Source organism: Neobacillus cucumis (assembly GCF_023715505.1).
In genome coordinates this window covers 199,306-226,075 of sequence record NZ_JAMBOH010000005.1, presented here as the reverse complement: position 1 = coordinate 226,075, position 26,770 = coordinate 199,306, and the positions used below count along the sequence as shown (strand labels likewise).

Sequence of the window (26,770 nt, the reverse complement as noted above, 5' to 3'; positions counted from 1 at the left end):
AAGGGAAATATGTAGTTGTGACGAATAATTTTATAAGATATGACTATGAAACTAGTACTGAACAAAAAAAGAAATTGTTGTTCTATCCAAGGAGATTAAAAGGAGGTGCCATAGAATGAACAGCAATGAAATATATGTTAGTCTTGACATCGGTACATCCAGTGTAAAAGTAATCATTGGTGAAATGGTCAATGACTCTGGAAAAGACACGTTAAATATAATTGGTGTTGGCAATGTAAAATCAGAAGGTTTACGAAAAGGGTCCATCGTTGATATGGATGATACCGTTCATTCTATTAAGCGGGCAATTGAACAGGCAGAAAGAATGATCGGAATGGAAATCCGCGAAGTAGTGGTCGGTATATCTGGAAGAGATATTATGCTCCATAATTGTCATGGTATAGTAGCGGTTTCAAGTCAAAACCGGGAAATAACGAATGAGGACGTCATTCGTGTCATTGAAGCATCACATGTGGGTTCTATATCACCAGAAAGAGAAAATATTGGTGTCATTCGAAAACAATTTATTCTCGATGGTAAGGATGAAATCAATGATCCGCGCGGGATGATTGGTGTTCGCTTAGAAATGGAAGGAACTCTTATTACTGGTTCAAAATCGATTATCATTAACACATTACGCTGTGTGGAACGTGCAGGTTTAGAAATTTTAGATATTATCCTGCAGCCATTGGCAGCAGGAGATTTTGCCTTATCAAAGGATGAGAAAAATCTAGGTGTAGCCATGATCGATATCGGCGGCGGATCCACTACGATTGCTGTGTTTGAAGAAGGGTTCTTAAAAGCAACCAGTGTGATTCCCGTTGGCGGTGATCTTCTTACAAATGATCTTTCTAAAGTTTTGCATACCTCAACAGAGGATGCTGAAAATATTAAGATAAAATATGGACATGCCTTTTATGATAATGCCTCAGAAGATGAGTTCTTCAGCGTACCAATCATTGGAAGTGACCAGCATCAGCAATTTAACCAACTCTATGTGTCTGAAATTATTGAAGCTAGAATGGAAGAAATTTTTGAATTGATCGCAAATGAATTGAAACGCTTGGGTGTAATGGATTTACCTGGTGGTTTTGTCTTAACAGGTGGATCAGCAAAAATGCAAGGTTTATTGGAACTTGCCCAAGATATGTTCCAAAATCCAGTTCGTATTGCCTCACCTGATTATATAGGTGTAAGAGAACCTCAATATACGACAGCGGTTGGCTTAATTAAGTACGCTTACAAGAATGCTAGATTACCAGGGGGAACCAATGGTTCGACCCAAGCCGTTTCGGTTTCTGAGCCAATCGAAAAAAGAATACCAAAACAACATCAGCCTAAACCTAAGGTAGAAAAACATCCGGAAGAAAAAATGTCATCAAAAGTAAAAAAATTCCTTGGTTACTTTTTCGAATAAGGAAAAGTAAATCGACGAATTAGGAGGATTTGTCATGTTAGAATTTGATACAAATTTAGATTCTCTTGCAACAATAAAGGTAATCGGAGTTGGCGGCGGAGGCAATAACGCAGTAAACCGAATGATTGAGCATGGAGTTCAAGGCGTAGAATTTATCGCCGTTAATACAGATGCACAAGCCTTAAATCTATCAAAAGCTGAAGTTAAAATGCAGATTGGTGCTAAACTTACCCGCGGGCTTGGGGCAGGTGCTAATCCTGAAGTAGGTAAAAAGGCTGCAGAGGAAAGTAAAGAGCAAATTGAAGAGGCACTTAGAGGTGCTGATATGGTCTTTGTGACGGCAGGAATGGGCGGAGGAACCGGTACAGGTGCTGCTCCGGTTATTGCACAAATCGCACGCGATTTAGGCGCCTTAACTGTTGGTGTTGTCACACGGCCATTTACCTTTGAAGGTAAAAAGCGTTCGAACCAGGCATCGGGCGGTATTGGTTCAATGAAAGAAGCGGTTGATACACTCATTGTTATTCCAAACGACCGACTGCTTGAAATTGTTGATAAAAGTACGCCAATGCTTGAGGCATTCCGCGAAGCTGATAATGTCTTACGTCAAGGTGTTCAGGGTATTTCTGATTTAATTGCTACCCCAGGATTAATTAACTTGGACTTTGCTGATGTAAAAACGATTATGTCCAATAAAGGTTCCGCATTAATGGGTATCGGGGTTGCCGCAGGTGAAAACCGGGCTACTGAAGCTGCTAAAAAGGCAATCAATTCACCTTTACTTGAGACATCAATTGATGGTGCTCAAGGTGTTTTAATGAATATTACGGGCGGATCTAACTTGAGCCTTTACGAAGTTCAAGAAGCAGCTGATATCGTGGCAACTGCAACAGACCAAGAAGTCAATATGATTTTTGGTTCAGTTATCAATGAGACCTTAAAAGATGAAATTATTGTGACGGTAATTGCAACTGGCTTTAATGAAGAGGTAACTCAGCCAAAAGTGACACGTCCATCATTTGGACAAGTGAAATCTTCTGCTAATCCTGTTAAGCGGGAACACAAACGTGAAGAAGCCCCACAAGAACCAGTCCGCAATACAAATGTATCACAAGAAGATGCATTAGATATTCCAACATTCCTGCGAAACAGAAATCGTAGACGATAATAAGGATGTTAAAAGCGCCTGTTTAACGAAGTACACTAGTGACTAGGCGCTGAAGCTAGACTATAGAAAAAGTTGAAAGATAAAAATTTAAATAATATTAAAAAGGCGCTGTCCACTAGGGACAGCGCCTTTTTAATATTTTCAACTATATAAATATGACAAATTCCGTTGAGTATAGTGAAAATTTCTGTTTTTTTGATTACAGAAAGTGACACACTTCCGCTAGGAAAGTACGTTATACTTTTTCGTAAACAGAAGAATAGAAACTTAAGTAGCCAATAGCTAATTAAGGAGGACGCTTGATTGACGGTGTATCTTGATGTGATTTGGGCTCTTAATTTGTTATTCGATAGTCTTCTCCTATACTTAACGGCAATATTTCTTAAAAGAAGTATACAGATCTGGAGAATAATTACTGGTGGATTTATAGGTTCATTGATCATTTTATTTTCGTTTACACCACTAAATGCCTATACAAGCCATCCCATCTCAAAATTAATTTGTTCAATGTTTATGGTATTAATAGCTTTTGGGTTTAAGAGGTTAACTTTTTTCTTTAAAGCATTAATGACGCTATATGTTTCTACTTTTTTAATTGGCGGGGCAATTATGGGGGCTCATTACTTCATTCAATCTGATTTGAAAATGTCCGTAAAGGTTTTAGCGTCAAGTGTAAAGGGGTATGGCGACCCGATTAGCTGGCTATTCGTTCTTATCGGTTTTCCATTAGCCTGGCACTTTGCAAGAAAAAATATAGAAAGTATGGAGATGACCAAAATACAATTTGAGCAAATTGTGGATGTTGAACTTCTTATCGATAATGAAACATTGCATTTTAAGGGCCTGGTCGACAGTGGGAATCAACTGTATGATCCGTTGTCTAAACTCCCTGTTATGTTTGTCTCTGTTAAAGACCAAGTTGATGCAGTCCCTGAGTCCGTTAGCAAGCTCGCAGCAGCTGATCCTGAACAGTTCATTATGGGAAGTCAAGATAGCTGCCATGAATGGCAGCATAGGTTGAGAATCATTCCATATAAGGTGGTTGGGCAGAATCATCAGCTGATTGTTGCCATTAAACCAGATTTAATTTTAATTGAGCATAATGGTGTCCAATATTTATGTGAAAAGGGTTTGGTCTCGTTTACAATGCAGCAGCTCTCGGCAGAAGATGCGTTTCAATGTATTGTTCATCCTAAAATGCTGACGGGACCTAAGCGGCAAGGAGGGGCTGTGAAGGTAAGTTAATAATACTAATACTATACTCATTAAAACGTATTTTAGAAGGAGGAACATACATGAAAAAATGGAGATTTCGCTTAACTTACCTTTGGTATAAATTACTAATTAAACTAGGGCTGAAAACCGATGAAGTTTATTACATTGGCGGGAGTGAAGCATTACCGCCTCCCTTGAGTAAGGATGAAGAAGAGGTTTTATTAAAAAAGCTTCCCGGAGGTGATAAAGCAGCAAGATCGATTCTAATTGAACGAAATCTTCGCCTTGTAGTGTACATCGCCAGAAAATTTGAAAATACAGGCATCAATATTGAGGATCTGATTAGTATTGGAACCATTGGGTTAATCAAAGCCGTAAATACATTTAATCCAGAAAAGAAAATAAAACTAGCTACATATGCATCAAGATGTATTGAAAATGAAATTCTTATGTACTTAAGACGTAATAATAAAATAAGGTCAGAAGTATCGTTTGATGAACCGCTGAACATTGATTGGGATGGTAATGAACTGTTATTATCAGATGTTTTGGGAACTGACGATGATATTATTACAAAAGATTTAGAGGCCAGTGTGGATCGTAAGCTGCTGACAAAAGCATTGCATCAGCTTACGGAGCGTGAAAAGCAAATTATGGAGCTAAGATTCGGCCTTACAAATGGAGAAGAAAAAACCCAAAAGGATGTTGCAGACATGCTTGGGATTTCCCAATCCTATATTTCCAGACTAGAAAAACGGATTATTAAAAGGCTGCGGAAAGAATTCAATAAAATGGTGTAAAGCTTAGTTCAGTTAAGCTATGGTAAAAACAGCTCAATTTCGTCATTGAGCGTTGTAGTGATTAGAATAAAAGAAAAATTTTCTCACCTTAAAAACCTATTCAATTCATGATTTCATCGCATTTTTCGACATTTATGCACCTTTCCCTCACCGAGGGCAGGTGCATATTTTTCCTTCTCGGGGAGATACTGTTTTTTGTACAGCAGCTCCTGTGAGGAGGGAAAAGGATTGACTCGAAATAAAGTTGAGATTTGCGGTGTAGACACATCAAAACTTCCTGTTTTAAAGAACGAAGAAATGAGAATACTCTTCAAGCAAATGCAAGAGGGCGATATAAGTGCTCGTGAAAAGCTTGTCAACGGTAATTTACGTCTTGTCCTAAGTGTCATTCAGCGGTTTAACAATCGTGGCGAGTTTGTTGATGACTTATTTCAGGTTGGCTGTATTGGACTCATGAAATCAATTGATAACTTCGATTTAGGTCAAAACGTAAAGTTTTCCACTTATGCCGTACCAATGATCATAGGAGAAATTCGAAGGTACTTGCGTGATAATAATCCAATTCGTGTGTCGCGTTCGTTAAGAGATATTGCGTATAAGGCTCTTCAAGTTAGGGAGCGTTTGATGAGCGAGACGTCACGTGAACCAACTGCTGAGGAAATCGCCAAGGTCTTAGAGGTACCACATGAGGAAATCGTCTTTGCCTTGGATGCAATCCAAGACCCGGTGTCCTTATTTGAACCCATCTATAATGATGGCGGTGACCCAATTTATGTTATGGACCAGCTAAGTGATGAAAAAAATAAAGATATTCACTGGATTGAAGAAATTGCCCTTAAAGAAGGCATGCGAAGACTAAACGAACGAGAAAAGCTGATACTTAGAAAGCGGTTTTTTCAAGGGAAGACGCAAATGGAAGTGGCAGATGAAATTGGTATTTCACAAGCACAAGTCTCTCGTCTTGAAAAAGCAGCCATTAGACAAATGAATAAAAATATTCAAAGTTAAAGCTGTCCAGCCGGACAGCTTTTTTTTTTATAGATAAAATAGCCTGTGCCCACATATAGTGATAATAGTATGTTATGGGAGTGGTGATGTGGTGAAAATTTCAGAATTCCAAATAAAAGACGTTGTAAATGTATCGGATGGAAAACGGCTTGGAAATATTGGGGATATCGAGATTAACCTAACAACCGGGAAGATTGAGGCTGTTATCATATCAGGCAACGGAAGGGTTCTTGGTTTTTTTGGTAAAGATGACGAAATTATCATTCCTTGGAAAAATATCATTAAAATTGGCCAAGATGTCATTTTAGTTAGGTATAAAGGCACCAATGAACTGATAGGGGAACAGACAGAAGTTTGATATTTTCCATTTGCGGTGACCAAATTTTCTTTTCATGGTAAACTATAGAAAAACAAATGAGGTAATTTTATGGAACCCTTTGTTAAAAAAAATCAATCCTTTTTATCAATTGATAGCTGGATGAGACACAACCCGAAATTGGAGGCAGGCTTCACAACCAAAAATGGAGGGACGAGCAAGGGATACTTTAAAACCCTTAACCTTGGATTTCATGTTGGTGATGATGTAACCACTGTTTGTTCAAATAGAGAAAAAGTAGCTGAATTGCTGCAGTTCCCGTTATCCAGCTGGGTTGGAGCTGAACAAACACACGAAACCGTTCTCAGGAAAATAACAAAAGCAGATCGTGGAACTGGATCCGATTCATACGAAAATTCCTTTAAAGGGACAGATGGTTTTTATACGGATGAAGAGGGAATCCTATTAACACTTTGTTTTGCTGACTGTGTCCCTCTTTTTTTTATTTCCCCTGAGAAAAGGATGATTGGAGTCGCTCACGCCGGCTGGAAAGGGAGCGTTGGTCAAATAGCCAAGAAAATGATAGAAGCTTGGCGTCAAGAGAATATTAGACCAGAGGAGATTTTTGTCGCCATTGGACCATCCATATGCGAAAAATGTTATATTGTCGATAAACATGTTATTAACTTTGTAGAAAAAGCACTAGAAGAAGGCGGAGCATTAACCTATAATTTAATTACAGAAGGGCAATATTCCCTTAATTTACAGGAATTGAATCGACAAATTCTTCTTGCATCCGGTGTTCCGGAGCAAAATATTCTTCAAACAAGTTTATGTTCAAGCTGCGATGATGAAGAATTTTTCTCTCACCGCCGTGATAAAGGCAAAACAGGAAGAATGATGAGTTTTATTGGCTGGAAGGAGAAGTAGGTCACCATGAAGGTAATTGAAAATTTAAAGCGAATTAATCAACAAATAATTGAAGCGTGCCAAAAAGCAGGTCGGAGCAGTGATGAAGTGACGTTGATAGCAGTCACAAAATATGTCAGTATTGAGCGAGCTCAAGAAGCACTTGATGCAGGTATTAATAATCTCGGTGAAAACCGTGATGACAGTCTCTTAGAAAAGTGGGACGTATTACAGGACAAGCCTGCATGGCATTATATCGGGACATTGCAAACACGCAAAGTGAAAAATATCATTGATAAGGTTGAATATATTCATTCGTTGGACCGTCTTTCACTTGCGGAAGAAATTAATAAGCGTGCAAACCATAAATTAAAATGCCTTGTTCAAGTTAATGTTTCGGGTGAAGAGTCTAAACATGGCATTTCGGCTGAAGAAACCATCCCTTTTATTAAAAAGCTTTCAAACTTTGAACATATAATCATTGATGGCCTTATGACAATGGCCCCATTAACAGATGATGAACAAATTCTACGGGATTGTTTTCGGAAATTAAAAGAACTTCGTGAACAAGTACAGAATTTGAAGTTGGAGTTTGCACCATGTACTAACCTTTCGATGGGCATGTCTAACGATTTTGCCATTGCCATTGAAGAAGGGGCCACAATGATTAGAATAGGCACAGCACTTGTTGGTGAAGAAGGTTAAGGAGAGGTAAGAAAATGACGATTAAATCAAAATTAAAAACATTTTTCTTTTTAGATGATGAATATGATGATACCAATGATGAGGTTGTAGAGAAGACTGTTCCGGTGAAGCCAAAACAGCAATCTGTGAAAAGTCAAAATGTTGTTAATTTTCAAAGCGTACCAAAGCCAGCCACTTCGTCTAATACAGCTAAAGCTTCAAAGGTTATTTTGGTGGAGCCGATAACCTATTCTGAATCAACTGATATTGCTGATCATTTAAAAAATCGCCGGGCTGTTGTCGTAAACCTGCAAAGTATTGATCGTGAGCAAGGACGACAGATCGTTGATTTTTTAAGCGGTGCGGTCTACGCCATTGGGGGAGACATTCAAAAAATCGGCTCAAGTATTTTTTTATGTACTCCTGATAATGTGGAAGTGGATGGAAACATTTCTGAACTTCTACCTGAGCACAATAACCCAAATACAAGGTGGTAATCTGAATGGCCATTGTTTTTAGTCTATTACAGCATTTAATTGAAATTTATTCATGGGCGTTAATTATATTTATATTGATGTCATGGTTTCCTAATGCAAGGGAATCTTCCATTGGTCAAATATTGGCTAGGATTTGTGAACCCTATTTAGAGCCGTTTAGAAAAATTATACCTCCTATCGGAATGATGGACATTTCACCAATAGTGGCATTCCTTGTTTTAAATTTTGCAAGTACCGGTTTATCTAGTGTCTATAGGTGGCTTACTTAAGAATGATAAAAATAGGTTGTGTTATCAGATGAATCTTTATCAGCATTTCCGGCCTGAGGAACGGGAATTTATTGATCAAGTATTACAATGGAAAAGCAACGTTGAGCAACAATACGCCCCTAAACTAACTGATTTTCTTGACCCTAGGGAGCAGCATATCCTAAAAATATTAATTGGTGAGCATGGAGAAGTGAATTATCAGTTTTTTGGGGGGATTTCCGGTTTAGAAAGGAACAGGGCTCTCATTTATCCAGATTATTTAGTTCCTTCTGAAAGAGACTTTCAAATTAGTTTATTTGAAATACAATATCCCCGAAAGTTTGTTACGATTGAACACCGCCAAGTTTTAGGAACCCTTATGTCTTTAGGTCTGAAACGAGGTAAGTTTGGTGACATTCTGATTAGTGAGGGGCGTGTTCAATTTTTTGCTGCTGAAGAAATAAGTCACTATATAAAGAACAATGTCGAATCAATTGGCAGGGCAGGAGTAAAATTGGTCGAATCAGGTATTGAAAATGCGGTTGCTGCTGCAGAATTATGGGATGAGAATGAATTAACATTATCATCTTTACGGCTCGATACGGTTATTTCAGGAATTTATCATCTTTCCAGGCAGAAATCCCTTGCCTTAATTCAGCATGGACTGGTCAAGGTGAACTGGACATTAATCGAAAATCCCTCCTTTTCATGTGAAGAGGGAGATATGCTCTCTGTAAGAGGACATGGACGAGCAAAGATTATCGGATTGGATGGAAAAACAAAAAAAGAAAAATGGCGAATTACAGTAGGAAAACAAAAATAATCGCAAATCAAGCAGGAGTTATGAAGAAACTGTCGAATATTTGCTTATACATACAGAAGCACAGATTGCATGGAGGTGGCATTAATGCCGTTAACGCCGTTAGATATTCATAATAAAGAATTTAATAAGGGTTTTCGTGGATATGATGAAGATGAAGTAAATGAATTTCTTGATCAAGTAATCAAGGATTATGAACTAGTACTTAGAGAAAAAAGAGAATTAGAAGAGCGCCTTAATGAGATGAATGATCGTCTAGGCCATTTTGTTAATATTGAAGAAACACTTAACAAATCAATTGTTATCGCCCAGGAAGCAGGCGAAGAAGTAAAACGCAATGCTCAAAAGGAAGCTAAACTAATAGTAAAAGAAGCAGAAAAAAATGCTGATCGGATTATAAATGAATCCCTTTCAAAAGCTCGAAAAATAGCCCTTGAAATCGAAGATTTAAAGAAACAATCAAAAGTATTCCGTACACGGTTTAAGATGTTGATTGAAGCACAACTCGACATGCTGAATACAGATGATTGGGAACATTTATTAGAGTATGAGGTAGATGCTACAGAATTAAAGATTCATGAAGAAGAAGATTCATTAGCTTGACGAAATACAATTTTTTAGCATATAATTTTTAAACAGAGTAAATAGAATGAAAATTGACGATGAAAGGGACAGTACAATTTTTCTAAAGCTTTTCTAGCGAATCGGGGACGGTGAAAGCCCGATAAAGTTGAAAAATTGGAAGATCACCCTCGAGTTCCAGGTTGAACCCCAACACGGGTAGTAGACTTAGGCGTGTTATTCACGTTACGAATGGTAAAGAGGATAATACCAATACCTAGGTATTATTTATCAGGGTGGTACCGCGGGAAAAAAACCTTCTCGTCCCTATTTGGGATGAGAAGGTTTTTTTTATTGTCTATTGGCTATTCTGATTTTATATGTATGATTACAGGAGGAAAGAGAAAATGGAATATAAAGACACGCTTTTAATGCCAAAAACCGAATTTCCGATGCGTGGCAACCTTCCACAAAGAGAACCTGAAATTCAGGAAAAATGGGAAGAAATGAATATTTATCAAAAAGTACAGGAACGGACAAAGGGACGGCCAATGTTTGTCCTGCATGATGGACCTCCTTACGCTAACGGAGATATCCATATGGGGCATGCCCTTAATAAGATTTTAAAAGATATGATTGTTCGTTATAAATCAATGAGCGGCTTTCATGCACCGTATGTCCCTGGCTGGGATACACATGGTTTACCGATTGAACAGGCATTAACCAACAAGGGAGTTAAACGGAAAGAAATGACAGTGGCAGAATTCCGTCAGCTTTGTGCTAAGTATGCTCTTGAACAAATTGATAGTCAGCGTACACAATTTAAGCGTCTTGGAGTTAGGGGAGATTGGGAAAATCCATACATTACTCTAAAACCTGAATATGAAGCACAACAAATTAAAGTGTTTGGCGAGATGGCGAAAAAAGGCTACATCTATAAAGGTCTTAAGCCGGTTTATTGGTCTCCATCCAGTGAATCTGCCTTAGCTGAGGCAGAAATTGAATATCAAGATAAAAAATCGGCATCTATTTATGTCGGCTTTAAAGTGAAAGATGGAAAGGGCGTCCTAGATACTGATACACAAATTGTGATCTGGACAACAACTCCATGGACAATTCCAGCTAACCTCGGGATTTCTGTCCATCCTGACTTAACCTATGTGGTTGTTTCTGTTAATGGTAAAAAGTACCTGGTTGCTGAAGCGTTATTAGAATCAGTCACAAAAGAAGCGGGCTGGGAAGAAACAGAAGTGGTTCAAAAAGTTAAAGGCTCGGAATTAGAATATATCATTGCATCACATCCATTATATAATCGGGATTCCTTAGTGATGTTAGGAGAACACGTTACCACTGATGCTGGTACAGGATGTGTTCATACTGCTCCTGGACATGGTGAAGATGACTTCTATGTCGGCCAAAAATACGGCTTAGACGTGTTATGTCCCGTCGATGATAAGGGTGTTATGACAGCTGAGGCAACAGGTTTTGAAGGTTTATTTTATGATACTGCCAATAAACCAATTGTCCAAGCGTTAGAAGATGCTGGCGCGTTGTTAAAGTTATCGTTTATAACTCACTCTTATCCGCATGACTGGAGAACAAAGAAGCCCGTTATTTACCGTGCAACTGCGCAATGGTTTGCATCGATTAAAGATTTCCGTGAAGAACTCTTAGAGGCAGTAAAGGAAACAAAATGGGTACCTGCCTGGGGAGAAACAAGATTATTTAATATGGTTCGCGACCGTGGCGACTGGTGTATCTCCCGTCAGCGAGTCTGGGGTGTTCCAATCCCTGTATTCTACGCTGAAAATGGCGAAGAAATTATTACAGATGAAACCATTAATCATGTTTCAAACCTTTTCCGTGAACATGGTTCAAATGTTTGGTTTGAACGAGAAGTAAATGATTTACTGCCAGAAGGCTTTACACATCCTGGCAGCCCTAATGGTACGTTTACGAAAGAAACGGATATCATGGATGTATGGTTTGATTCAGGCTCATCTCACCAGGCAGTATTGCTTGAGAGAGAGGATTTAGTTAGACCAGCAGACCTTTACCTTGAAGGTTCAGACCAATATCGCGGCTGGTTTAATTCATCGTTATCTACAGCTGTTGCTGTAACTGGCAAGGCACCATACAAAGGTGTATTAAGCCATGGCTTTGCGCTCGATGGTGAAGGCAGAAAAATGAGTAAATCAATTGGAAATGTGGTCGTACCGGCTAAGGTTATGAATCAATTAGGTGCGGATATTTTACGCCTTTGGGTTGCTTCTGTTGACTACCAGGCTGACGTTCGTGTATCTGATGCCATCTTAAAACAAGTAGCAGAGGTTTACCGGAAAATTCGAAATACTTTCCGTTTCTTGTTAGGGAACTTAGCGGACTTTGATCCAGCTGTAAACAAGGTTGATTATGGAAACTTACGTGAAGTGGATCAATTTATGCTGGTGAAGCTGAATAAATTAATCAAATATGTGCGTAATGCTTATGAGAACTACGAGTTTGCCGGCATTTATCATGCTGTCAATAACTTCTGTACGCTTGATCTAAGTGCATTCTATCTTGATTTTGCAAAAGATGTTCTTTATATTGAGGCTGCTGATAACCATGAGCGTCGTGCCATTCAAACCGTACTTTATGAATCATTGGTAGCCTTAACTAAATTGGTTTCGCCAATTCTTTCTCATACTGCTGATGAAGTTTGGAAGTTTATCCCGGCTGTTAAAGAGGAGAGTGTACAATTAACGGATCTTCCGGAGTATCAAGAATTAGACGGAGCAGAAGCTCTGGAAGAGAAATGGTCCTCCTTTATGACACTCCGTGATGATGTTTTAAAAGCACTTGAAGAAGCCCGTAATCAAAAGGTAATTGGTAAATCTTTAACGGCTAAAGTGACGTTATATGTTAATGACAAATCCAAAGCGCTGTTAGATTCCATCAGTGAAGACTTGAAACAGTTGTTTATTGTTTCCGGATTTGAAGTTGCGGGATCTTTTGATCAGGCACCTGATCATGCCGTTAAATTAGAGACTGCCGCGATAGTTGTGACAAAAGCAGAAGGTGAAACATGTGACCGCTGCTGGACTGTTACACCTGAGGTTGGTCAAGATCCAGAGCATAGTGCCCTTTGCCCTCGCTGTGCCAAAGTGGTAAAAGAAAACTATTCACATTTAGCATAATGTTTAGCCCCTTGCAAACAGGCAGGGGGCTTTTCTATGTATAGTTATACTGTAGTCAAAAAAATCCCCATTATTAAAATTTACCTTTTTAACTAATAGTTGTTGTCGTTGTCAATTGTTTTACCGTGTCAGGAATGAATGTACGGAGATAATAGTACAAATGACAAATTACGGAGGTAACAACTATGAATGCCATGCAGGAAAAGCTGTTTTTAGAACTCCGTCAAACGAAGGAAGAAATAGAGAACTCTCTTCAGAAGAAACGAAAGCAATCTTGGCTCACTTCTATTTTGAAGGCAGAACTTGCAGACATTAATTCCGCTATTCAAAAGTTTGAGGAAGGGAAATTTGGCCAATGCGAGATTTCGGGTGAATTTATCCCGGAAGACTTACTAAAAATGATTCCAACGATCAAGTCTCTTAAGGATACTGAGAATTTAGAATACTATTACAAAAAGCCCCTTTCATCTGCTTTTTTATAATCATTGTCGTTTTGCGATTAAGTATGCTAAAATGCAAAGGAGATTAGAGTAGCGAACGCTAGATCTAGTCAGCATAATGTGGAGGTATTTTTAAGTGTTTTATTACTTAATCGCAATTTTTGTAATTTTATTAGATCAATTTACAAAATGGTTAATCGTAAACAACATGTTTTTAGGGGAGAGTATAACAATCATTGATCGTGTTTTGTATATTACTTCTCACCGCAACCGTGGCGCTGCATGGGGAATTCTCCAAGGCCAGATGTGGCTTTTTTATGTTATTACCATTGTGGTTATTGTAGGAATTATATTTTATTTGCACAAAGCTGCACGAGGTAAAATGCTATTGGGAGTTTCTTTAGCATTAATGCTTGGAGGTGCGATTGGAAATTTTATTGATCGTGTCTTGAGAAAAGAAGTAGTTGATTTTATCCATACGTATATTTTCAGCTATAATTTTCCAGTGTTTAATATTGCCGATTCTTCATTAGTAATCGGTGTCATTTTGTTAATGATTCAAATGCTCCTAGATGAGCGGAAATCAAAGGAGAAATCATATGGAGAAAATGGAACACACCATTCTTGAAGATCAAAAAGGGGACCGAATCGATAAGGTTATCTCAGGGTTAGAAGAAGAATGGTCACGTACACAGGTTCAGCAATGGATTAAAGATGGGAATGTTGTGGTAAACGGACAACCTGTTAAAACTAACTATAAATGCAGCTTAAATGATCTCATTGAAATAAGTATCCCTGAACCTGAAGAACTAGATGTCATTCCAGAAGAGATGGATTTAGATATCTATTATGAAGATAAAGATGTATTAGTAGTTAATAAGCCGCGCGGGATGGTGGTTCATCCAGCTCCAGGACATTTAACTGGGACACTTGTTAATGGTCTAATGGCACACTGTAAGGATTTATCTGGTATAAATGGAGTATTAAGACCTGGGATTGTTCACAGGATTGATAAAGACACATCTGGTCTCTTAATGGTTGCAAAAAATGATATGGCGCATGAAAGCCTTGTAAATCAATTGGTTGAGAAGACAGTTACACGTAAATATAAAGCCATTGTTCACGGGGTCATCCCTCATGATTTCGGTACGATTGATGCGCCGCTTGCCAGGGATACGAAGGATAGACAAAGTATGGCGGTTGTCGATAATGGTAAACATGCAGTTACTCATTTTCATGTGATCGAGCGGTTTAAGGATTTCACCTTTGTTGAATGTCAATTAGAGACGGGCAGGACCCATCAAATCCGTGTCCACATGAAATATATTGGCTATCCGCTTGCTGGAGATCCAAAGTATGGTCCGAGAAAAACATTAGACATTAACGGGCAAGCGTTGCATGCAGGGATACTGGGTTTTACTCATCCAAGAACAAAGGAATATGTAGAATTTGAGGCACCGCTTCCGGAAGATTTTGAACGACTTCTTGAACAACTTCGTAAATAATGATTGACGTAAGCCCAAATTTGAAGTAAGATGACTATAGTTTAATAAGCCTTTAATTCGGTCCTGTGAGGCTGAGAAGGAAACGGTTATGTTATAGGCGGCTCTAGTCCTGTAACTAAAATTAACTTGTTTACCTCTCGCCAAAACCGGTGAGAGGTTTTTTATTTTAAGATAATAAAGTAGGTGTAACATGACCCAAAAAGCTCTGGTCCTTGATGAACAAGCCATCAATCGGGCACTTACAAGGATTGCTCATCAGATAATTGAAAAAAATAAAGGTATTGAGGAATGTGTACTTGTAGGTATTCGTACAAGGGGTATCTATTTGGCAAAACGCCTAGCGTCAAGAATTGAAGAAATTGAAGGAAATCCAATTCCCGTGGGTGAGATTGATATCACTCTTTATCGGGATGATTTAACGAAAAAAACGGAAACTCTAGAACCGCTTGTCAAGGGTTCAGATATACCGGTTGAAATCAGTGATAAAATAGTAATACTTGTTGATGATGTACTTTATACAGGCAGAACAGTTAGAGCAGGGCTCGATGCGCTGATGGATCTAGGCCGTCCGGCTGCGATTCAGCTGGCAGTCCTTGTTGACAGAGGGCATCGTGAATTACCAGTGAGAGCTGATTATGTAGGTAAAAATGTACCAACATCCAGTGATGAAAAAATTGTGGTCCAACTAGCAGAAGTTGATAAAATTGATCAAGTAAGTATCTATGACAAATAAATATCAGCCCTTTTAAAAGGCAGTCCTGTGAGGCTGACAAAGGGGAAAGGCCATTATATTATTGGCATTTCTATACCCTCTTTGTACCCTCATGTATACAAAGAGGGTTTTTTTATGGCGAAAAGAAGACAATATAGATAAACCATATATAAATGGGGGAGAAACATTGAACAAACCAATTTTAAATGTAGAGGACATACCAAAACCAGCTCAGTGGTTTACCTTAAGTTTACAACACCTATTCTCCATGTTTGGAGCGACTATACTTGTACCCTATCTTATAGGCCTAAGTCCGGCGCTTGCCTTAATCTCAAGCGGATTAGGGACGCTAGCTTTTATCTTAATTACTAAAGGAAAAGTACCTGCATACCTGGGTTCATCTTTCGCTTATATAGCTCCAATTAAAATTCTATATGAAACAGGCGGAGCTGGTGCAGCGATGGTTGGAACCTTCATTGCCGGATTAGTTTATGGGATTGTCGCAATAGTGATAAGCAAGTCCGGTCACCGTTGGATCATGAATTTACTGCCGCCAATTGTAGTGGGTCCTGTCATTATGGTAATCGGTCTTGCTCTTTCTGGAAATGCCGTTGGAAACGCGATGAACAACGCTGCAGGAAAATATAGCATGCTTCATTTCTCAGTTGCCCTTGTAACCTTGTCTGCCACCATCATTTTCTCGATCTTCGCTAAAAAGATTTTAAGTGTAATCCCAATCTTGGCTGGGATTGTCATCGGATATATCTATGCGTTAATGGTCGGGATTGTCGATTTCAAACCAGTCCTAGATGCAAACTGGTTTGAAATGCCGGAATTTGTTATCCCGTTTGTCACTTATAAACTGAAGTTTTCATGGGACATTGTCGCTTTGGTTGTCCCAATTGCGATTGTTACTTTATCGGAACATATCGGTCACCAGCTTGTTCTTAGTAAGGTTGTAGGACGTGACTATATAAAAAATCCAGGTTTACATCGCTCCATTTTAGGTGATGGAACGGCAACAATCATTTCAGCTTTAATTGGCGGACCGCCAAAAACTACTTATGGGGAAAACATTGGGGTCTTAGCAATTACTCGAGTTTACAGTGTATACGTTATTGCAGGTGCAGCGGTGTTCGCGATTATCTTCGGGTTTATTGGAAAAATAACAGCTTTAATTCAAACAATTCCAACACCTGTTATGGGTGGTGTATCAATCCTTCTCTTCGGTATTATCGCTTCATCAGGGTTAAGAATGCTTGTAGATAGTAAAATTGACTTCGGTGATAAACGAAACCTTGTCATCTCATCTGTAATTTTGGTACTGGGAATCGGCGGAGCAATTGTGAAACTTCCTTATAATATTCAAATCCAAGGGATGGCATTAGCAGCCATTATCGGAGTACTGTTAAATCTAATTCTGCCGGGAAGACAAAAGGCAGATGAGAATATGTTCGAAGGTGACGAAAAAAATAAGAAAACTGCATAAATATAGGATACCTTTTAACGGAAGTCCAGTGAGGCTTATAAGGGTGTAAAACTTTCGCAATGAGGCGGGATACAGTCTCGTGTCAATGTGAAAGTAAGTTTATTACACCCTGATCACTAGTCAGGGTGTTTTTATTATCATTGGAAGAGGGGAATTGGATGTTACAACATTTATTAACCACGAATGAATTAAAGGTAGAAGAGATTTATCAAATCTTAAGCGATGCTCACAACTTTAAAAAAGGAATGGAGTGGCATCCAGAAGGAAAAATATTCGCTGCCAACCTATTTTTTGAACCTAGTACAAGAACAAAAAGCAGCTTTGAAGTAGCTGAAAAAAGATTAGGGCTTGATGTGATTCACTTTGAAGTGCTGACATCAAGCGTTCAAAAAGGGGAAACACTATATGATACCGTTAAAACATTAGAGTCGATTGGTGTTAAAACAGTTGTGATTCGTCACGATCAGGACCGCTACTTTGATGAGTTAGTTGGAAAAGTCAATATACCAATCATCAATGGCGGTGACGGATGCGGTCATCATCCTACACAGTCACTGCTAGATTTAATGACGATTCATCAAGAGTTTGGCCAATTTACCGGATTGAAAATTGCCATTATCGGAGACATTCGTCATAGCCGGGTGGCCCGTTCAAATGCCGATGTATTGACAAGGCTGGGTGCTGAAGTGATTTTTTCAGGTCCTGAAGATTGGTTTGATTCTCGCAGTGCAGATATGTCTAAGTACAGACCGATTGACCAAGCGATCCAAGATGCAGACGTTGTGATGCTTCTGCGGGTACAACATGAACGGCATCAGCAAAAAAGCAGCTTTACCGCAAATGAGTATCACAGACAATATGGTCTTACATTAGAAAGAGAAAAGATGATGAAACAGGACAGCATAATTATGCATCCTGCACCAGTTAATAGAAATGTGGAAATAGCTGATAGTCTAGTCGAGTGCAAGCGATCAAGGATATTCAAGCAAATGGAAAATGGAGTATACGTCAGAATGGCAGCAATTAAAAGATCAATTGAAAGTCTTGAAGGAGGAAATCAATATGAAACTACTTATTCAGAACGCGTGCTACACAGCATCTAATGGAGAAAAGAAACAAGCTGATATATTAATAGAAGATGGCATAATTACAAAGATTGAAACACAAATCGACGCAATCGTGGATCGCACAATTAACGCGGAAGGTAAATTAGTTTCACCTGGATTTATCGACCTACACGTACACCTTCGTGAACCAGGCGGAGAAAAGAAGGAAACCATCGCAACCGGAACAGCAGCAGCAGCAAGAGGCGGATTTACCACTATTGCCAACATGCCAAACACAAGACCGGTGCCTGACACCATTAATAACATGGAAGACTTACAAAAGCGGATAAAGGATACGGCGAATGTTAGGGTTCTCCCATATGCTTCGATTACAATCCGTCAGTTAGGTCAAGAGTTAACAGATTTTGAAGGACTGAAAGCTCTGGGTGCATTTGCCTTTACAGATGACGGGGTAGGCGTGCAGTCAGCTGCGATGATGCTTGAAGCTATGCGTAAAGCAGCCGCACTTGATATGGCGATTGTTGCTCACTGTGAAGAAAACACGTTAATTAATAAGGGATCAGTCCATGATGGATCATTTGCAAAGCAACATGGATTGAATGGGATCCCATCTGTCTGTGAATCAGTTCAAATTGCCAGAGATGTGCTCTTAGCAGAAGCAGCAGATTGTCATTATCACGTCTGCCATATCAGTACAAAGGAATCAGTGCGAGTTGTCAGAGATGCTAAACGAGCAGGGATTAAGGTAACGGCAGAGGTAACACCGCATCACCTATTGTTATCTCAAGATGATATTCCAGGTCTTGATACAAACTTCAAAATGAATCCGCCGCTCCGGGATGCTGAAGACCGCAAAGCCTTAATAGAAGGGCTTTTAGACGGCACAATTGATTTCATTGCCACCGATCATGCACCACACACAGCAGAAGAGAAGCTTGAGGGAATGACGCTTGCACCGTTCGGTATTGTAGGGCTAGAAACTGCGTTCCCGTTACTATATACACACTTTGTTTTAAACAATATAATGACGCTCCAACAATTAATTGAGTATCTGACAGTCAAACCAGCGGAAGCGTTTGGCCTACCTTACGGAAAAATCGAAGTAGGGGCACCTGCAGATTTAGTTCTGTTGAATCTTGATGAAGAACGTGCAATTAACCCAGAAGAATTCTTATCAAAAGGAAAAAATACACCATTTGGCGGTTGGAAATGTAAGGGATGGCCTGAGATGACAATCGCTAGAGGAGAAATTGCTTGGGAAAAAGGAAGTGTATTGGCATGAAAAAACAGCTAATTTTAGAAGATGGAACCATATTTATCGGTAAAGGCTTTGGCAGTGATACGGAAACCATTGGTGAAGTCGTTTTTAATACAGGGATGACCGGTTACCAAGAAATCATTTCTGACCCATCCTATTGCGGACAGATTGTAACCCTTACCTATCCATTGATCGGGAATTACGGAATCAACCGTGACGATTTCGAATCAATCAATCCAGCTATAAAAGGATTAATTGTGAAAGAAGCAGCGGACTTCCCTTCCAACTGGAGAAACGAATACACCTTGGATGAATACTTTGATATGAAAAAAATCCCGGGAATTGCTGGGATTGATACACGTAAATTGACGAGGATTATCCGTCAATACGGAACACTTAAAGGGGCTATTTGCAGCATTGAAAAAGATCCAAACGAGGTATTAAATCAGTTACGAAAAGCACCGTTGCAAACGAATCAAGTCAAACAAGTTTCCACAAAAAATGCTTATCCAAGTCCAGGGCGCGGCAAGCGTGTAGTCCTTGTGGATTTTGGTATGAAGCACGGAATCTTACGTGAACTGAATCAGCGGGATTGTGACGTCGTTGTCGTCCCATACCATACAACTGCAGACGAAATCCTCCAATTACGTCCAGACGGGATTATGCTTTCTAATGGACCTGGGGATCCAAAAGATGTTCCAGAAGCGATTGATATGCTAAAAGGTGTATTAGGCAGAGTGCCGTTGTTTGGGATTTGCTTAGGTCATCAGTTATTTGCACTAGCTTGCGGAGCTAATACAGAAAAAATGAAGTTCGGTCATCGCGGTTCGAACCATCCGGTCAGAGATCTTTCAACAGGAAAAATAGCAATTACCTCGCAAAATCACGGCTATACAGTAGAAGAAGACTCTATTAAGAATACTAGATTAGAAATTACTCACATTGCAGTAAATGACGGCACAGTCGAAGGACTGACACACCTGGATCACCCTGCATTTACAGTTCAGTACCATCCCGAAGCATCTCCGGGACCAGAAGACGCAAACGGCTTATTCAATCAATTTATTGACTTGATGGAAAAGAACAAACAGGAGGTTACAGCAAATGCCTAAACGTACAGATATCAACTCCATTTTAGTAATCGGTTCAGGGCCAATTGTTATCGGGCAGGCTGCAGAATTTGACTATGCCGGTGCCCAAGCATGTATCGCACTGAAAGAAGAAGGCTACCGCGTTATTCTAGTTAACTCCAATCCGGCCACCATCATGACGGATACAGAGATGGCAGATGCCGTTTATATCGAGCCCTTGACTGTGGAATTCGTTAGCAGAATCATTCGCAAAGAACGTCCAGACGCACTTCTCGCGACTCTTGGCGGACAAACCGGTCTTAACCTAGCTGTCGAACTAACAAATTCAGGCGTCTTAGCTGAATGCGAAGTCGAAATTCTTGGTACGAAACTTTCAGCGATTAACCAAGCAGAGGACCGTGACCTTTTCCGCAGCCTTATGAATGAATTAAACGAACCAGTTCCAGATAGTGAAATTATCCATGAATTAGCTGAAGCGAAATCATTCGTTGAAAAAATTGGTTTTCCAGTGATTGTTCGTCCAGCGTTTACATTAGGAGGAACAGGCGGCGGTATCTGTCATAACAACGAAGAGCTCGAGGAAATTGTCACAAGCGGACTAAAGCACAGCCCAGTAAATCAATGTCTGTTAGAAAAAAGTATCGCTGGCTTCAAGGAAATCGAATACGAAGTAATGCGAGATAGAAATGACAATGCAATTGTTGTTTGTAATATGGAAAACATCGACCCGGTCGGGGTCCATACCGGAGATTCCATCGTCGTTGCTCCAAGTCAGACATTAAGTGATCGTGAATACCAGCTGCTTCGAAATGTTTCGTTAAAAATAATCCGTGCCTTAGGAATTGAAGGTGGCTGTAATGTTCAGCTTGCTCTTGATCCAGATAGCTTTAATTACTACATTATTGAAGTAAATCCACGTGTTAGCCGTTCTTCGGCACTAGCGTCTAAAGCAACCGGTTATCCAATTGCTAAGCTTGCTGCTAAGATTGCAGTCGGTTTAACACTTGATGAAATGTTAAACCCTGTTACAGGAAAAACGTATGCAAGCTTTGAACCGGCGCTAGATTATATCGTAACCAAAATTCCGAGATGGCCGTTTGACAAATTTGAATCGGGCAACCGTTCACTTGGAACGCAAATGAAAGCAACGGGAGAGATTATGGCGATTGGCCGGACGTTTGAAGAATCCTTATTGAAAGCGATCCGATCTCTTGAGGCAGGGGTTTACCATTTCGAATTAAACGACGCTGCAGAAATCGATGATGAATTACTCGAAAAGCGGATTCGCAAAGCAGGGGACGAACGCCTTTTTTACATCGCAGAAGGGTTAAAACGTGGATTAACGATAGAGACGATTCACCAATGGAGTAAAATAGACTTATTCTTCTTAAAGAAGATGGAAGGTATCATTAAAATGGAATCGGTTCTTGCAGCCAACCCTTTTGATACTGAAATCCTCCTAGAAGCAAAACAAAAAGGCTTTACCGATAAAAAAATCGCTCAAGCTTGGAATACATCCGAAACAGAAATTTATAAAACAAGAAAAAATCTCGGTATTATCCCAGTTTATAAAATGGTTGATACTTGTGCAGCCGAATTTGAATCGGCAACACCATACTACTATGGCACATATGAAGACGAAAACGAGTCAATTGTAACAGCGAAAAATAGTGTCATTGTACTAGGGTCTGGTCCAATTCGAATCGGACAGGGAATTGAATTTGATTATGCGACCGTACACTCTGTAAAAGCAATTAAAGAGGCAGGCTATGAAGCGATAATCATTAACAACAATCCTGAAACAGTATCTACCGACTTCAGTATTTCCGACAAGCTTTACTTCGAACCACTGACGATCGAAGATGTTATGAGTATTATCAATCTAGAGAAACCAATGGGGGTAGTCGTTCAGTTTGGTGGACAAACCGCGATCAACTTGGCTGCAAAAATGGAAGAAAACGGCGTGAAAATACTTGGAACAAGCTTAGAGGACTTAGACCGTGCTGAAAATCGTGATAAATTTGAACAGGCGCTAGAAAAGTTAAACATTCCACAGCCATTAGGGAAAACGGCCATGTCAGTGGAACAAGCTCTTGTTATCGCCAGAGATATCGGTTATCCGGTCCTTGTCCGTCCTTCATATGTGCTTGGTGGAAGAGCTATGGAAATTGTCTACCATGAAGAAGAGCTTCTTCACTATATGAAAAACGCAGTAAAAGTGAATCCAGAGCATCCAGTATTGATTGACCGTTACTTAACAGGAAAAGAAATTGAAGTTGATGCTATTTGTGACGGTACTGATGTTTTAATCCCGGGTATTATGGAACATATCGAACGAGCAGGGGTCCATTCAGGTGACTCAATTGCAGTCTATCCTCCGCAAACTCTTAGTGAAAAAGTGAAACAAACACTTGTTGAGTACACCGAGAAATTAGCGAAGGGCCTAAATATTATTGGATTACTAAACATTCAATATGTACTCGCGGGAGATCAAGTATATGTACTAGAGGTAAACCCAAGATCGAGCCGTACCGTTCCATTCTTAAGTAAAATTACGAATATCCCAATGGCAAAAATCGCAACAAAAGCGATTCTTGGGGTATCGATTCTCGACCAAGGCTTCATCCCAGGACTAGTTACCGAGAAAGAAGGAGTATATGTCAAAGTTCCGGTTTTCTCCTTTGCTAAATTGAAGAGTGTCGATATTACGCTCGGACCTGAAATGAAGTCGACTGGAGAAGTAATGGGTAAGGATGTTACACTCGAAAAAGCCCTATACAAAGGCTTAGTTGCTTCTGGTATGAAAATTCAGCAGTTTGGTACCGTATTGTTTACGGTAGCAGATAAGGATAAGCAGGAAGCCTTAAAACTTGCGAAACGTTTCTCTGCAAACGGCTATCGTTTAATGGCAACAAGTGGAACAGCCGCTACATTAGAAGAAGCAGGCCTTAGAGTGAAGGTTGTCGGCAAAATTGGCTCAGAAGGAAAAACTTTATTAGATGTCATACATCATGGTGAGGCACAGTTCATTATCAATACATTAACAAAAGGGAAACAGCCTGAACGTGACGGGTTTAGAATTCGCCGGGAAGCTGTTGAAAATGGAGTTCCATGCTTAACTTCACTTGACACGGCGGATGCGATCTTAAAAGTAATTGAATCAATGAACTTTTCAGCAGAACCAATGACAGCGATGAAAAAGGAGGCCGTGTTTGCATGATCCAAAAAGAGTTATGCAAAGTACTCAGCCAAAAAGAAATTGCTTCAGATATTTTTGAGCTCACCATTCATGGAGATTTGGTCAGCAAGATCAATGCACCTGGGCAGTTTGTGCATCTTAAAGTTTCAAATGGTTTGGATCCATTATTGCGCAGACCGATTAGTATATCTTCCTATGATACCGAACAAAATAGTTTGACCATGATTTACCGCAAGGAAGGGAAAGGAACCTCCATGCTTGCAGAATTACGACCAGGGATGCATGTCGATATCCTTGGTCCACTAGGTAATGGTTTTCCTGTTGAGGAAGTCAGCACAGGAGATACTGCCTTACTTGTCGGCGGCGGAATTGGCGTTCCTCCATTATATGAATTATCAAATCAGTTAGTCGCAAAAGGTGTTAAAGTCATCCATGTGCTTGGCTTCCAGACTGTATCAGCTGTCTTTTACGAAGAGGAGTTTTTGAAAAATGGGGAAACCTATGTAGCGACTGTTGATGGTTCTTATGGTAGAAGGGGCTTTGTGACGGATGTGATGAAAGAATTGCAGTTTGATTGTATCTATACATGCGGACCAACTCCAATGTTAAGAGCAATTGAGCAGAATTATCAAGATAAAAAAGTATTCTTATCGCTTGAAGAGCGGATGGGCTGCGGCATCGGTGCCTGCTTTGCTTGTGTATGTAAAAAGAAGGATGATCCAACAGGAGTTTCTTATAAAAAGGTCTGCAGTGATGGTCCTGTATTTCGAGCCGGGGAGGTATTGATATGAGGCGATTAAACATTGAATTACCAGGCTTAAACTTAAAAAACCCAATCATGCCTGCATCCGGCTGCTTTGGGTTCGGCAGAGAATACAGTCAGTTCTATGATCTGAGTGTACTCGGCGCGATTATGATTAAAGCTACAACAGTAGAACCAAGGTTCGGAAATGCAACACCACGTGTCGCAGAAACTTCTGCAGGCATGTTAAATGCAATTGGCTTGCAAAATCCAGGACTAGAAAAAGTCCTTGGAGAAGAGCTTCCTTTTTTATCTCAGTACGATGTACCAATTATTGCAAATGTAGCTGGCTCGCTTGAAGAGGATTACGTGGAAGTAGCCCGTCAAATTTCTAAGGCTCCGAATGTTCATGCTCTTGAACTGAATATCTCCTGCCCTAACGTAAAAACAGGCGGGATTGCTTTTGGAACCATTCCGGAAACAGCGAAACAATTAACCCGTAAGGTTAAAGAGGTATCAGAGGTACCTGTATATGTGAAGCTGTCGCCCAATGTAACAAACATTGTAGAAATGGCAAAGGCTGTTGAAGCAGGTGGTGCGGATGGGTTGACCATGATTAATACACTTGTTGGGATGAGACTTGATTTAAAAACAGGCAAACCGATTCTTGCCAATCGAACCGGTGGATTGTCCGGCCCAGCCATAAAGCCAGTGGCGATTCGGATGATTTACGAAGTCAGCCAGGCGGTTGGAATTCCAATTATCGGAATGGGCGGTGTTGAGACGGCTCAAGACGTGATCGAGTATTTTTATGCAGGGGCGAGTGCAGTGGCAGTCGGAACTGCCAATTTCGTTGACCCGTTTGTTTGTCCGACTATCATTGAGGAACTCCCTGAACTGCTTGGGAAATTAGGATTTGAACACATCAGTGATTGTACAGGAAGGAGCTGGAAGGAACATGGACAACTCGCTTATCATCGCGCTTGACTTTCCCGGCATAAACGAAGTTAATCAATTTCTTAAGCCGTTTGCTGGCAAAGAGCTTTTTGTAAAAGTAGGGATGGAATTGTTCTACCAGGAAGGCCCCTCGATTATACATCAGCTAAAAGAACAAGGTCACCGTATTTTCCTGGATTTAAAGCTTCATGACATTCCAAACACAGTGAAAAGTGCAATGAAGGGTCTTGCCCGTTTAGAGTGTGATTTGGTTAATGTACATGCTGCCGGTGGAATTGATATGATGAGAGCGGCACTTGAAGGTTTAGAAGCAGGTACCCCTGCAGGACGGAAACGACCTAACTGTATCGCAGTAACGCAATTAACAAGTACGTCTGAGGAACAAATGCAAAAAGAACAACTTATTCCGGTCTCCTTAAAGGAATCGGTGCTTCATTATGCCGCTTTAACAGCGCAAGCAGGCTTAGATGGTGTGGTTTGTTCAGCATGGGAAGCCGCTTTAATTAAGGAGAAAACCGGGCAATCGTTCATGACGGTATGCCCAGGGATTAGGATGGCGTCTGATCAGGTTGGGGACCAAAAACGTGTAACCACCCCTGAATCAGCACGGACAATGGGGGTAAGTGCAATTGTCGTAGGCCGCTCTATTACCCGCTCACAAGACCCGCTCACAAGTTATCAACAATGGATGGAAGCATGGAAGGGAGTAACACAATGAAAAAATTAATTGCAGAAAAATTACTAGACATCAATGCGGTTGCCTTGAAGCCCGAGGAGCCATTTACGTGGGCATCAGGACTTCGTTCCCCAATCTATTGTGATAATCGCCTGACACTATCATACCCTGAGGTAAGAAAAGCCATTGCAGCAGGACTGAAGCAGCTGATTGAAGAAAATTTTCCAGGGACGGAGGTCATTGCAGGAACTGCAACGGCAGGTATCCCTCATGCCGCATGGGTCAGCGATCTAATGGAGCTGCCTATGTGCTACGTTCGTTCGAAAGCAAAAGGACACGGTAAAGGGAATCAGATTGAAGGAAAAGCCGAGGCAGGCCAAAAGGTAGTCGTAGTCGAAGATTTGATTTCTACTGGAGGCAGTGTGATCACCGCAGTTAATGCGTTAAAAGAAGCAGGCTGTGACGTGCTGGGGGTCGTGTCCATCTTTACATACGGCCTTGAAAAAGGAAAACAAGTATTTGAAGAAGAAAATATTAAGAGTTTTTCATTAACCGATTTTTCAACCTTAATTGAAGTGGCTATTTCGAAGGGGTATGTGAGTTCGGAAAATCAAGAAAGCCTGTTATTATGGAGCAAGGACCCAGCTGTATGGAGCCAAAAGTTCGAGGAAGCAGAATCACTAATATAATAAATTTTTCGCTGATAAAGTATAGGAATTCGCCGAAAAGTTACAAAATACCGCTGATAAACCAATGAGGGGAGCCAAATCGTATGATGGCTCCCCACTTTTATTTGTTTAGAAAGTATAAAA

26 protein-coding genes and 1 other annotated feature are annotated in these 26,770 nt (G+C 40.1%); all 26 genes read left to right on the top strand.

Annotated elements, in window-relative coordinates:
• Positions 1-115 precede the first annotated feature (115 nt).
• The 26 genes from ftsA (at position 116) to pyrE (ending at position 26,647) form a co-directional block, all read left to right on the top strand.
• Positions 116-1,417 (top strand): cell division protein FtsA, encoded by a 1,302-nt coding sequence (gene ftsA / locus M3226_RS10100; protein ID WP_251564923.1) that lies wholly within the window; start codon positions 116-118, stop codon positions 1,415-1,417.
• A 34-nt stretch (positions 1,418-1,451) separates the two neighbouring features.
• Entirely contained in the window at positions 1,452-2,585 is a 1,134-nt protein-coding gene (ftsZ, locus tag M3226_RS10095; protein ID WP_251564922.1) for a cell division protein FtsZ, read from the top strand.
• Between the two features lie 309 nt (positions 2,586-2,894).
• The gene (gene spoIIGA / locus M3226_RS10090) at positions 2,895-3,830 is read left to right on the top strand and encodes a sigma-E processing peptidase SpoIIGA (RefSeq protein WP_308211939.1); all 936 of its coding nucleotides are present in this window, start codon (positions 2,895-2,897) and stop codon (positions 3,828-3,830) included.
• Between the two features lie 50 nt (positions 3,831-3,880).
• Positions 3,881-4,600, top strand: coding sequence for an RNA polymerase sporulation sigma factor SigE (gene sigE / locus M3226_RS10085; RefSeq protein WP_251564919.1), 720 nt, complete (start codon positions 3,881-3,883; stop codon positions 4,598-4,600).
• A gap of 228 nt (positions 4,601-4,828) precedes the next feature.
• The gene (gene sigG, locus M3226_RS10080) at positions 4,829-5,608 is read left to right on the top strand and encodes an RNA polymerase sporulation sigma factor SigG (protein WP_040204876.1); all 780 of its coding nucleotides are present in this window, start codon (positions 4,829-4,831) and stop codon (positions 5,606-5,608) included.
• Positions 5,609-5,696: 88 nt separating this feature from the next.
• Positions 5,697-5,966 carry a YlmC/YmxH family sporulation protein gene (locus tag M3226_RS10075; RefSeq protein WP_251564917.1) on the top strand — a complete coding sequence of 90 codons (270 nt, stop codon included), beginning with the start codon at positions 5,697-5,699 and terminating at the stop codon, positions 5,964-5,966.
• Between the two features lie 69 nt (positions 5,967-6,035).
• Complete coding sequence (pgeF, locus tag M3226_RS10070) at positions 6,036-6,854, top strand: peptidoglycan editing factor PgeF (protein WP_251564916.1); 819 nt, start codon at positions 6,036-6,038, stop codon at positions 6,852-6,854.
• A 6-nt stretch (positions 6,855-6,860) separates the two neighbouring features.
• Positions 6,861-7,538: a YggS family pyridoxal phosphate-dependent enzyme gene (locus M3226_RS10065; protein WP_251564915.1), complete on the top strand. Its 678-nt coding sequence runs from the start codon at positions 6,861-6,863 to the stop codon at positions 7,536-7,538.
• A gap of 14 nt (positions 7,539-7,552) precedes the next feature.
• Complete coding sequence (locus M3226_RS10060) at positions 7,553-8,014, top strand: cell division protein SepF (RefSeq protein WP_251564912.1); 462 nt, start codon at positions 7,553-7,555, stop codon at positions 8,012-8,014.
• 5 nt (positions 8,015-8,019) lie between these two features.
• Positions 8,020-8,283: a YggT family protein gene (locus M3226_RS10055; protein WP_251564911.1), complete on the top strand. Its 264-nt coding sequence runs from the start codon at positions 8,020-8,022 to the stop codon at positions 8,281-8,283.
• A 28-nt stretch (positions 8,284-8,311) separates the two neighbouring features.
• A complete protein-coding gene (locus M3226_RS10050; protein ID WP_251564909.1) occupies positions 8,312-9,085 on the top strand; it encodes a YlmH family RNA-binding protein in 774 nt (257 codons plus the stop codon).
• An 84-nt stretch (positions 9,086-9,169) separates the two neighbouring features.
• Positions 9,170-9,685 carry a DivIVA domain-containing protein gene (locus M3226_RS10045; RefSeq protein ID WP_251564907.1) on the top strand — a complete coding sequence of 172 codons (516 nt, stop codon included), beginning with the start codon at positions 9,170-9,172 and terminating at the stop codon, positions 9,683-9,685.
• Between the two features lie 50 nt (positions 9,686-9,735).
• Positions 9,736-9,975, top strand: a binding site (T-box leader).
• Between the two features lie 75 nt (positions 9,976-10,050).
• Complete coding sequence (gene ileS / locus M3226_RS10040) at positions 10,051-12,822, top strand: isoleucine--tRNA ligase (protein WP_251564905.1); 2,772 nt, start codon at positions 10,051-10,053, stop codon at positions 12,820-12,822.
• 185 nt (positions 12,823-13,007) lie between these two features.
• Positions 13,008-13,304 (top strand): hypothetical protein, encoded by a 297-nt coding sequence (locus M3226_RS10035; protein ID WP_251564903.1) that lies wholly within the window; start codon positions 13,008-13,010, stop codon positions 13,302-13,304.
• A gap of 94 nt (positions 13,305-13,398) precedes the next feature.
• Positions 13,399-13,890, top strand: a complete 492-nt coding sequence (gene lspA / locus M3226_RS10030; protein WP_251564901.1) for a signal peptidase II — start codon at positions 13,399-13,401, stop codon at positions 13,888-13,890.
• Positions 13,862-14,767, top strand: a complete 906-nt coding sequence (locus tag M3226_RS10025) for an RluA family pseudouridine synthase (protein ID WP_144562544.1) — start codon at positions 13,862-13,864, stop codon at positions 14,765-14,767. Before lspA ends, M3226_RS10025 begins: the two co-directional genes overlap by 29 nt.
• Before the next feature lie 190 nt (positions 14,768-14,957).
• Positions 14,958-15,500, top strand: a complete 543-nt coding sequence (pyrR, locus tag M3226_RS10020; protein WP_098528823.1) for a bifunctional pyr operon transcriptional regulator/uracil phosphoribosyltransferase PyrR — start codon at positions 14,958-14,960, stop codon at positions 15,498-15,500.
• A gap of 166 nt (positions 15,501-15,666) precedes the next feature.
• Positions 15,667-16,968 (top strand): solute carrier family 23 protein, encoded by a 1,302-nt coding sequence (locus tag M3226_RS10015; RefSeq protein ID WP_251564899.1) that lies wholly within the window; start codon positions 15,667-15,669, stop codon positions 16,966-16,968.
• 158 nt (positions 16,969-17,126) lie between these two features.
• Positions 17,127-18,071 carry an aspartate carbamoyltransferase catalytic subunit gene (locus M3226_RS10010; protein ID WP_251564897.1) on the top strand — a complete coding sequence of 315 codons (945 nt, stop codon included), beginning with the start codon at positions 17,127-17,129 and terminating at the stop codon, positions 18,069-18,071.
• On the top strand, positions 18,031-19,317 hold the full coding sequence (locus tag M3226_RS10005) for a dihydroorotase (RefSeq protein ID WP_251564895.1): 1,287 nt from the start codon (positions 18,031-18,033) through the stop codon (positions 19,315-19,317). Before M3226_RS10010 ends, M3226_RS10005 begins: the two co-directional genes overlap by 41 nt.
• Positions 19,314-20,405, top strand: a complete 1,092-nt coding sequence (locus M3226_RS10000) for a carbamoyl phosphate synthase small subunit (RefSeq protein WP_251564893.1) — start codon at positions 19,314-19,316, stop codon at positions 20,403-20,405. Before M3226_RS10005 ends, M3226_RS10000 begins: the two co-directional genes overlap by 4 nt.
• Positions 20,398-23,604, top strand: a complete 3,207-nt coding sequence (gene carB / locus M3226_RS09995) for a carbamoyl-phosphate synthase large subunit (protein WP_251564891.1) — start codon at positions 20,398-20,400, stop codon at positions 23,602-23,604. The genes M3226_RS10000 and carB overlap by 8 nt, the downstream gene beginning before the upstream one ends.
• Positions 23,601-24,374: a dihydroorotate dehydrogenase electron transfer subunit gene (locus M3226_RS09990; protein ID WP_251564889.1), complete on the top strand. Its 774-nt coding sequence runs from the start codon at positions 23,601-23,603 to the stop codon at positions 24,372-24,374. Before carB ends, M3226_RS09990 begins: the two co-directional genes overlap by 4 nt.
• Entirely contained in the window at positions 24,371-25,312 is a 942-nt protein-coding gene (locus M3226_RS09985) for a dihydroorotate dehydrogenase (protein WP_251564887.1), read from the top strand. The genes M3226_RS09990 and M3226_RS09985 overlap by 4 nt, the downstream gene beginning before the upstream one ends.
• Positions 25,284-26,000 carry an orotidine-5'-phosphate decarboxylase gene (pyrF, locus tag M3226_RS09980; protein WP_251564885.1) on the top strand — a complete coding sequence of 239 codons (717 nt, stop codon included), beginning with the start codon at positions 25,284-25,286 and terminating at the stop codon, positions 25,998-26,000. The genes M3226_RS09985 and pyrF overlap by 29 nt, the downstream gene beginning before the upstream one ends.
• On the top strand, positions 25,997-26,647 hold the full coding sequence (gene pyrE / locus M3226_RS09975; RefSeq protein ID WP_251564883.1) for an orotate phosphoribosyltransferase: 651 nt from the start codon (positions 25,997-25,999) through the stop codon (positions 26,645-26,647). Before pyrF ends, pyrE begins: the two co-directional genes overlap by 4 nt.
• Positions 26,648-26,770: the final 123 nt, after the last annotated feature.

What these genes read in the sequence shown, in the direction of transcription:
- ftsA (WP_251564923.1), top strand. Translation starts at nt 116, where the DNA reads ATGAACAGCAATGAAATATATGTTAGTCTTGACATCGGTACATCCAGT.
- ftsZ (WP_251564922.1), top strand. Translation starts at nt 1,452, where the DNA reads ATGTTAGAATTTGATACAAATTTAGATTCTCTTGCAACAATAAAGGTA.
- sigE (WP_251564919.1), top strand. Translation starts at nt 3,881, where the DNA reads ATGAAAAAATGGAGATTTCGCTTAACTTACCTTTGGTATAAATTACTA.
- pgeF (WP_251564916.1), top strand. Translation starts at nt 6,036, where the DNA reads ATGGAACCCTTTGTTAAAAAAAATCAATCCTTTTTATCAATTGATAGC.
- M3226_RS10065 (WP_251564915.1), top strand. Translation starts at nt 6,861, where the DNA reads ATGAAGGTAATTGAAAATTTAAAGCGAATTAATCAACAAATAATTGAA.
- M3226_RS10060 (WP_251564912.1), top strand. Translation starts at nt 7,553, where the DNA reads ATGACGATTAAATCAAAATTAAAAACATTTTTCTTTTTAGATGATGAA.
- M3226_RS10055 (WP_251564911.1), top strand. Translation starts at nt 8,020, where the DNA reads ATGGCCATTGTTTTTAGTCTATTACAGCATTTAATTGAAATTTATTCA.
- M3226_RS10050 (WP_251564909.1), top strand. Translation starts at nt 8,312, where the DNA reads ATGAATCTTTATCAGCATTTCCGGCCTGAGGAACGGGAATTTATTGAT.
- M3226_RS10045 (WP_251564907.1), top strand. Translation starts at nt 9,170, where the DNA reads ATGCCGTTAACGCCGTTAGATATTCATAATAAAGAATTTAATAAGGGT.
- ileS (WP_251564905.1), top strand. Translation starts at nt 10,051, where the DNA reads ATGGAATATAAAGACACGCTTTTAATGCCAAAAACCGAATTTCCGATG.
- M3226_RS10035 (WP_251564903.1), top strand. Translation starts at nt 13,008, where the DNA reads ATGAATGCCATGCAGGAAAAGCTGTTTTTAGAACTCCGTCAAACGAAG.
- M3226_RS10025 (WP_144562544.1), top strand. Translation starts at nt 13,862, where the DNA reads ATGGAGAAAATGGAACACACCATTCTTGAAGATCAAAAAGGGGACCGA.
- pyrR (WP_098528823.1), top strand. Translation starts at nt 14,958, where the DNA reads ATGACCCAAAAAGCTCTGGTCCTTGATGAACAAGCCATCAATCGGGCA.
- M3226_RS10010 (WP_251564897.1), top strand. Translation starts at nt 17,127, where the DNA reads ATGTTACAACATTTATTAACCACGAATGAATTAAAGGTAGAAGAGATT.
- M3226_RS10005 (WP_251564895.1), top strand. Translation starts at nt 18,031, where the DNA reads ATGAAACTACTTATTCAGAACGCGTGCTACACAGCATCTAATGGAGAA.
- M3226_RS10000 (WP_251564893.1), top strand. Translation starts at nt 19,314, where the DNA reads ATGAAAAAACAGCTAATTTTAGAAGATGGAACCATATTTATCGGTAAA.
- carB (WP_251564891.1), top strand. Translation starts at nt 20,398, where the DNA reads ATGCCTAAACGTACAGATATCAACTCCATTTTAGTAATCGGTTCAGGG.
- M3226_RS09990 (WP_251564889.1), top strand. Translation starts at nt 23,601, where the DNA reads ATGATCCAAAAAGAGTTATGCAAAGTACTCAGCCAAAAAGAAATTGCT.
- M3226_RS09985 (WP_251564887.1), top strand. Translation starts at nt 24,371, where the DNA reads ATGAGGCGATTAAACATTGAATTACCAGGCTTAAACTTAAAAAACCCA.
- pyrF (WP_251564885.1), top strand. Translation starts at nt 25,284, where the DNA reads ATGGACAACTCGCTTATCATCGCGCTTGACTTTCCCGGCATAAACGAA.
- pyrE (WP_251564883.1), top strand. Translation starts at nt 25,997, where the DNA reads ATGAAAAAATTAATTGCAGAAAAATTACTAGACATCAATGCGGTTGCC.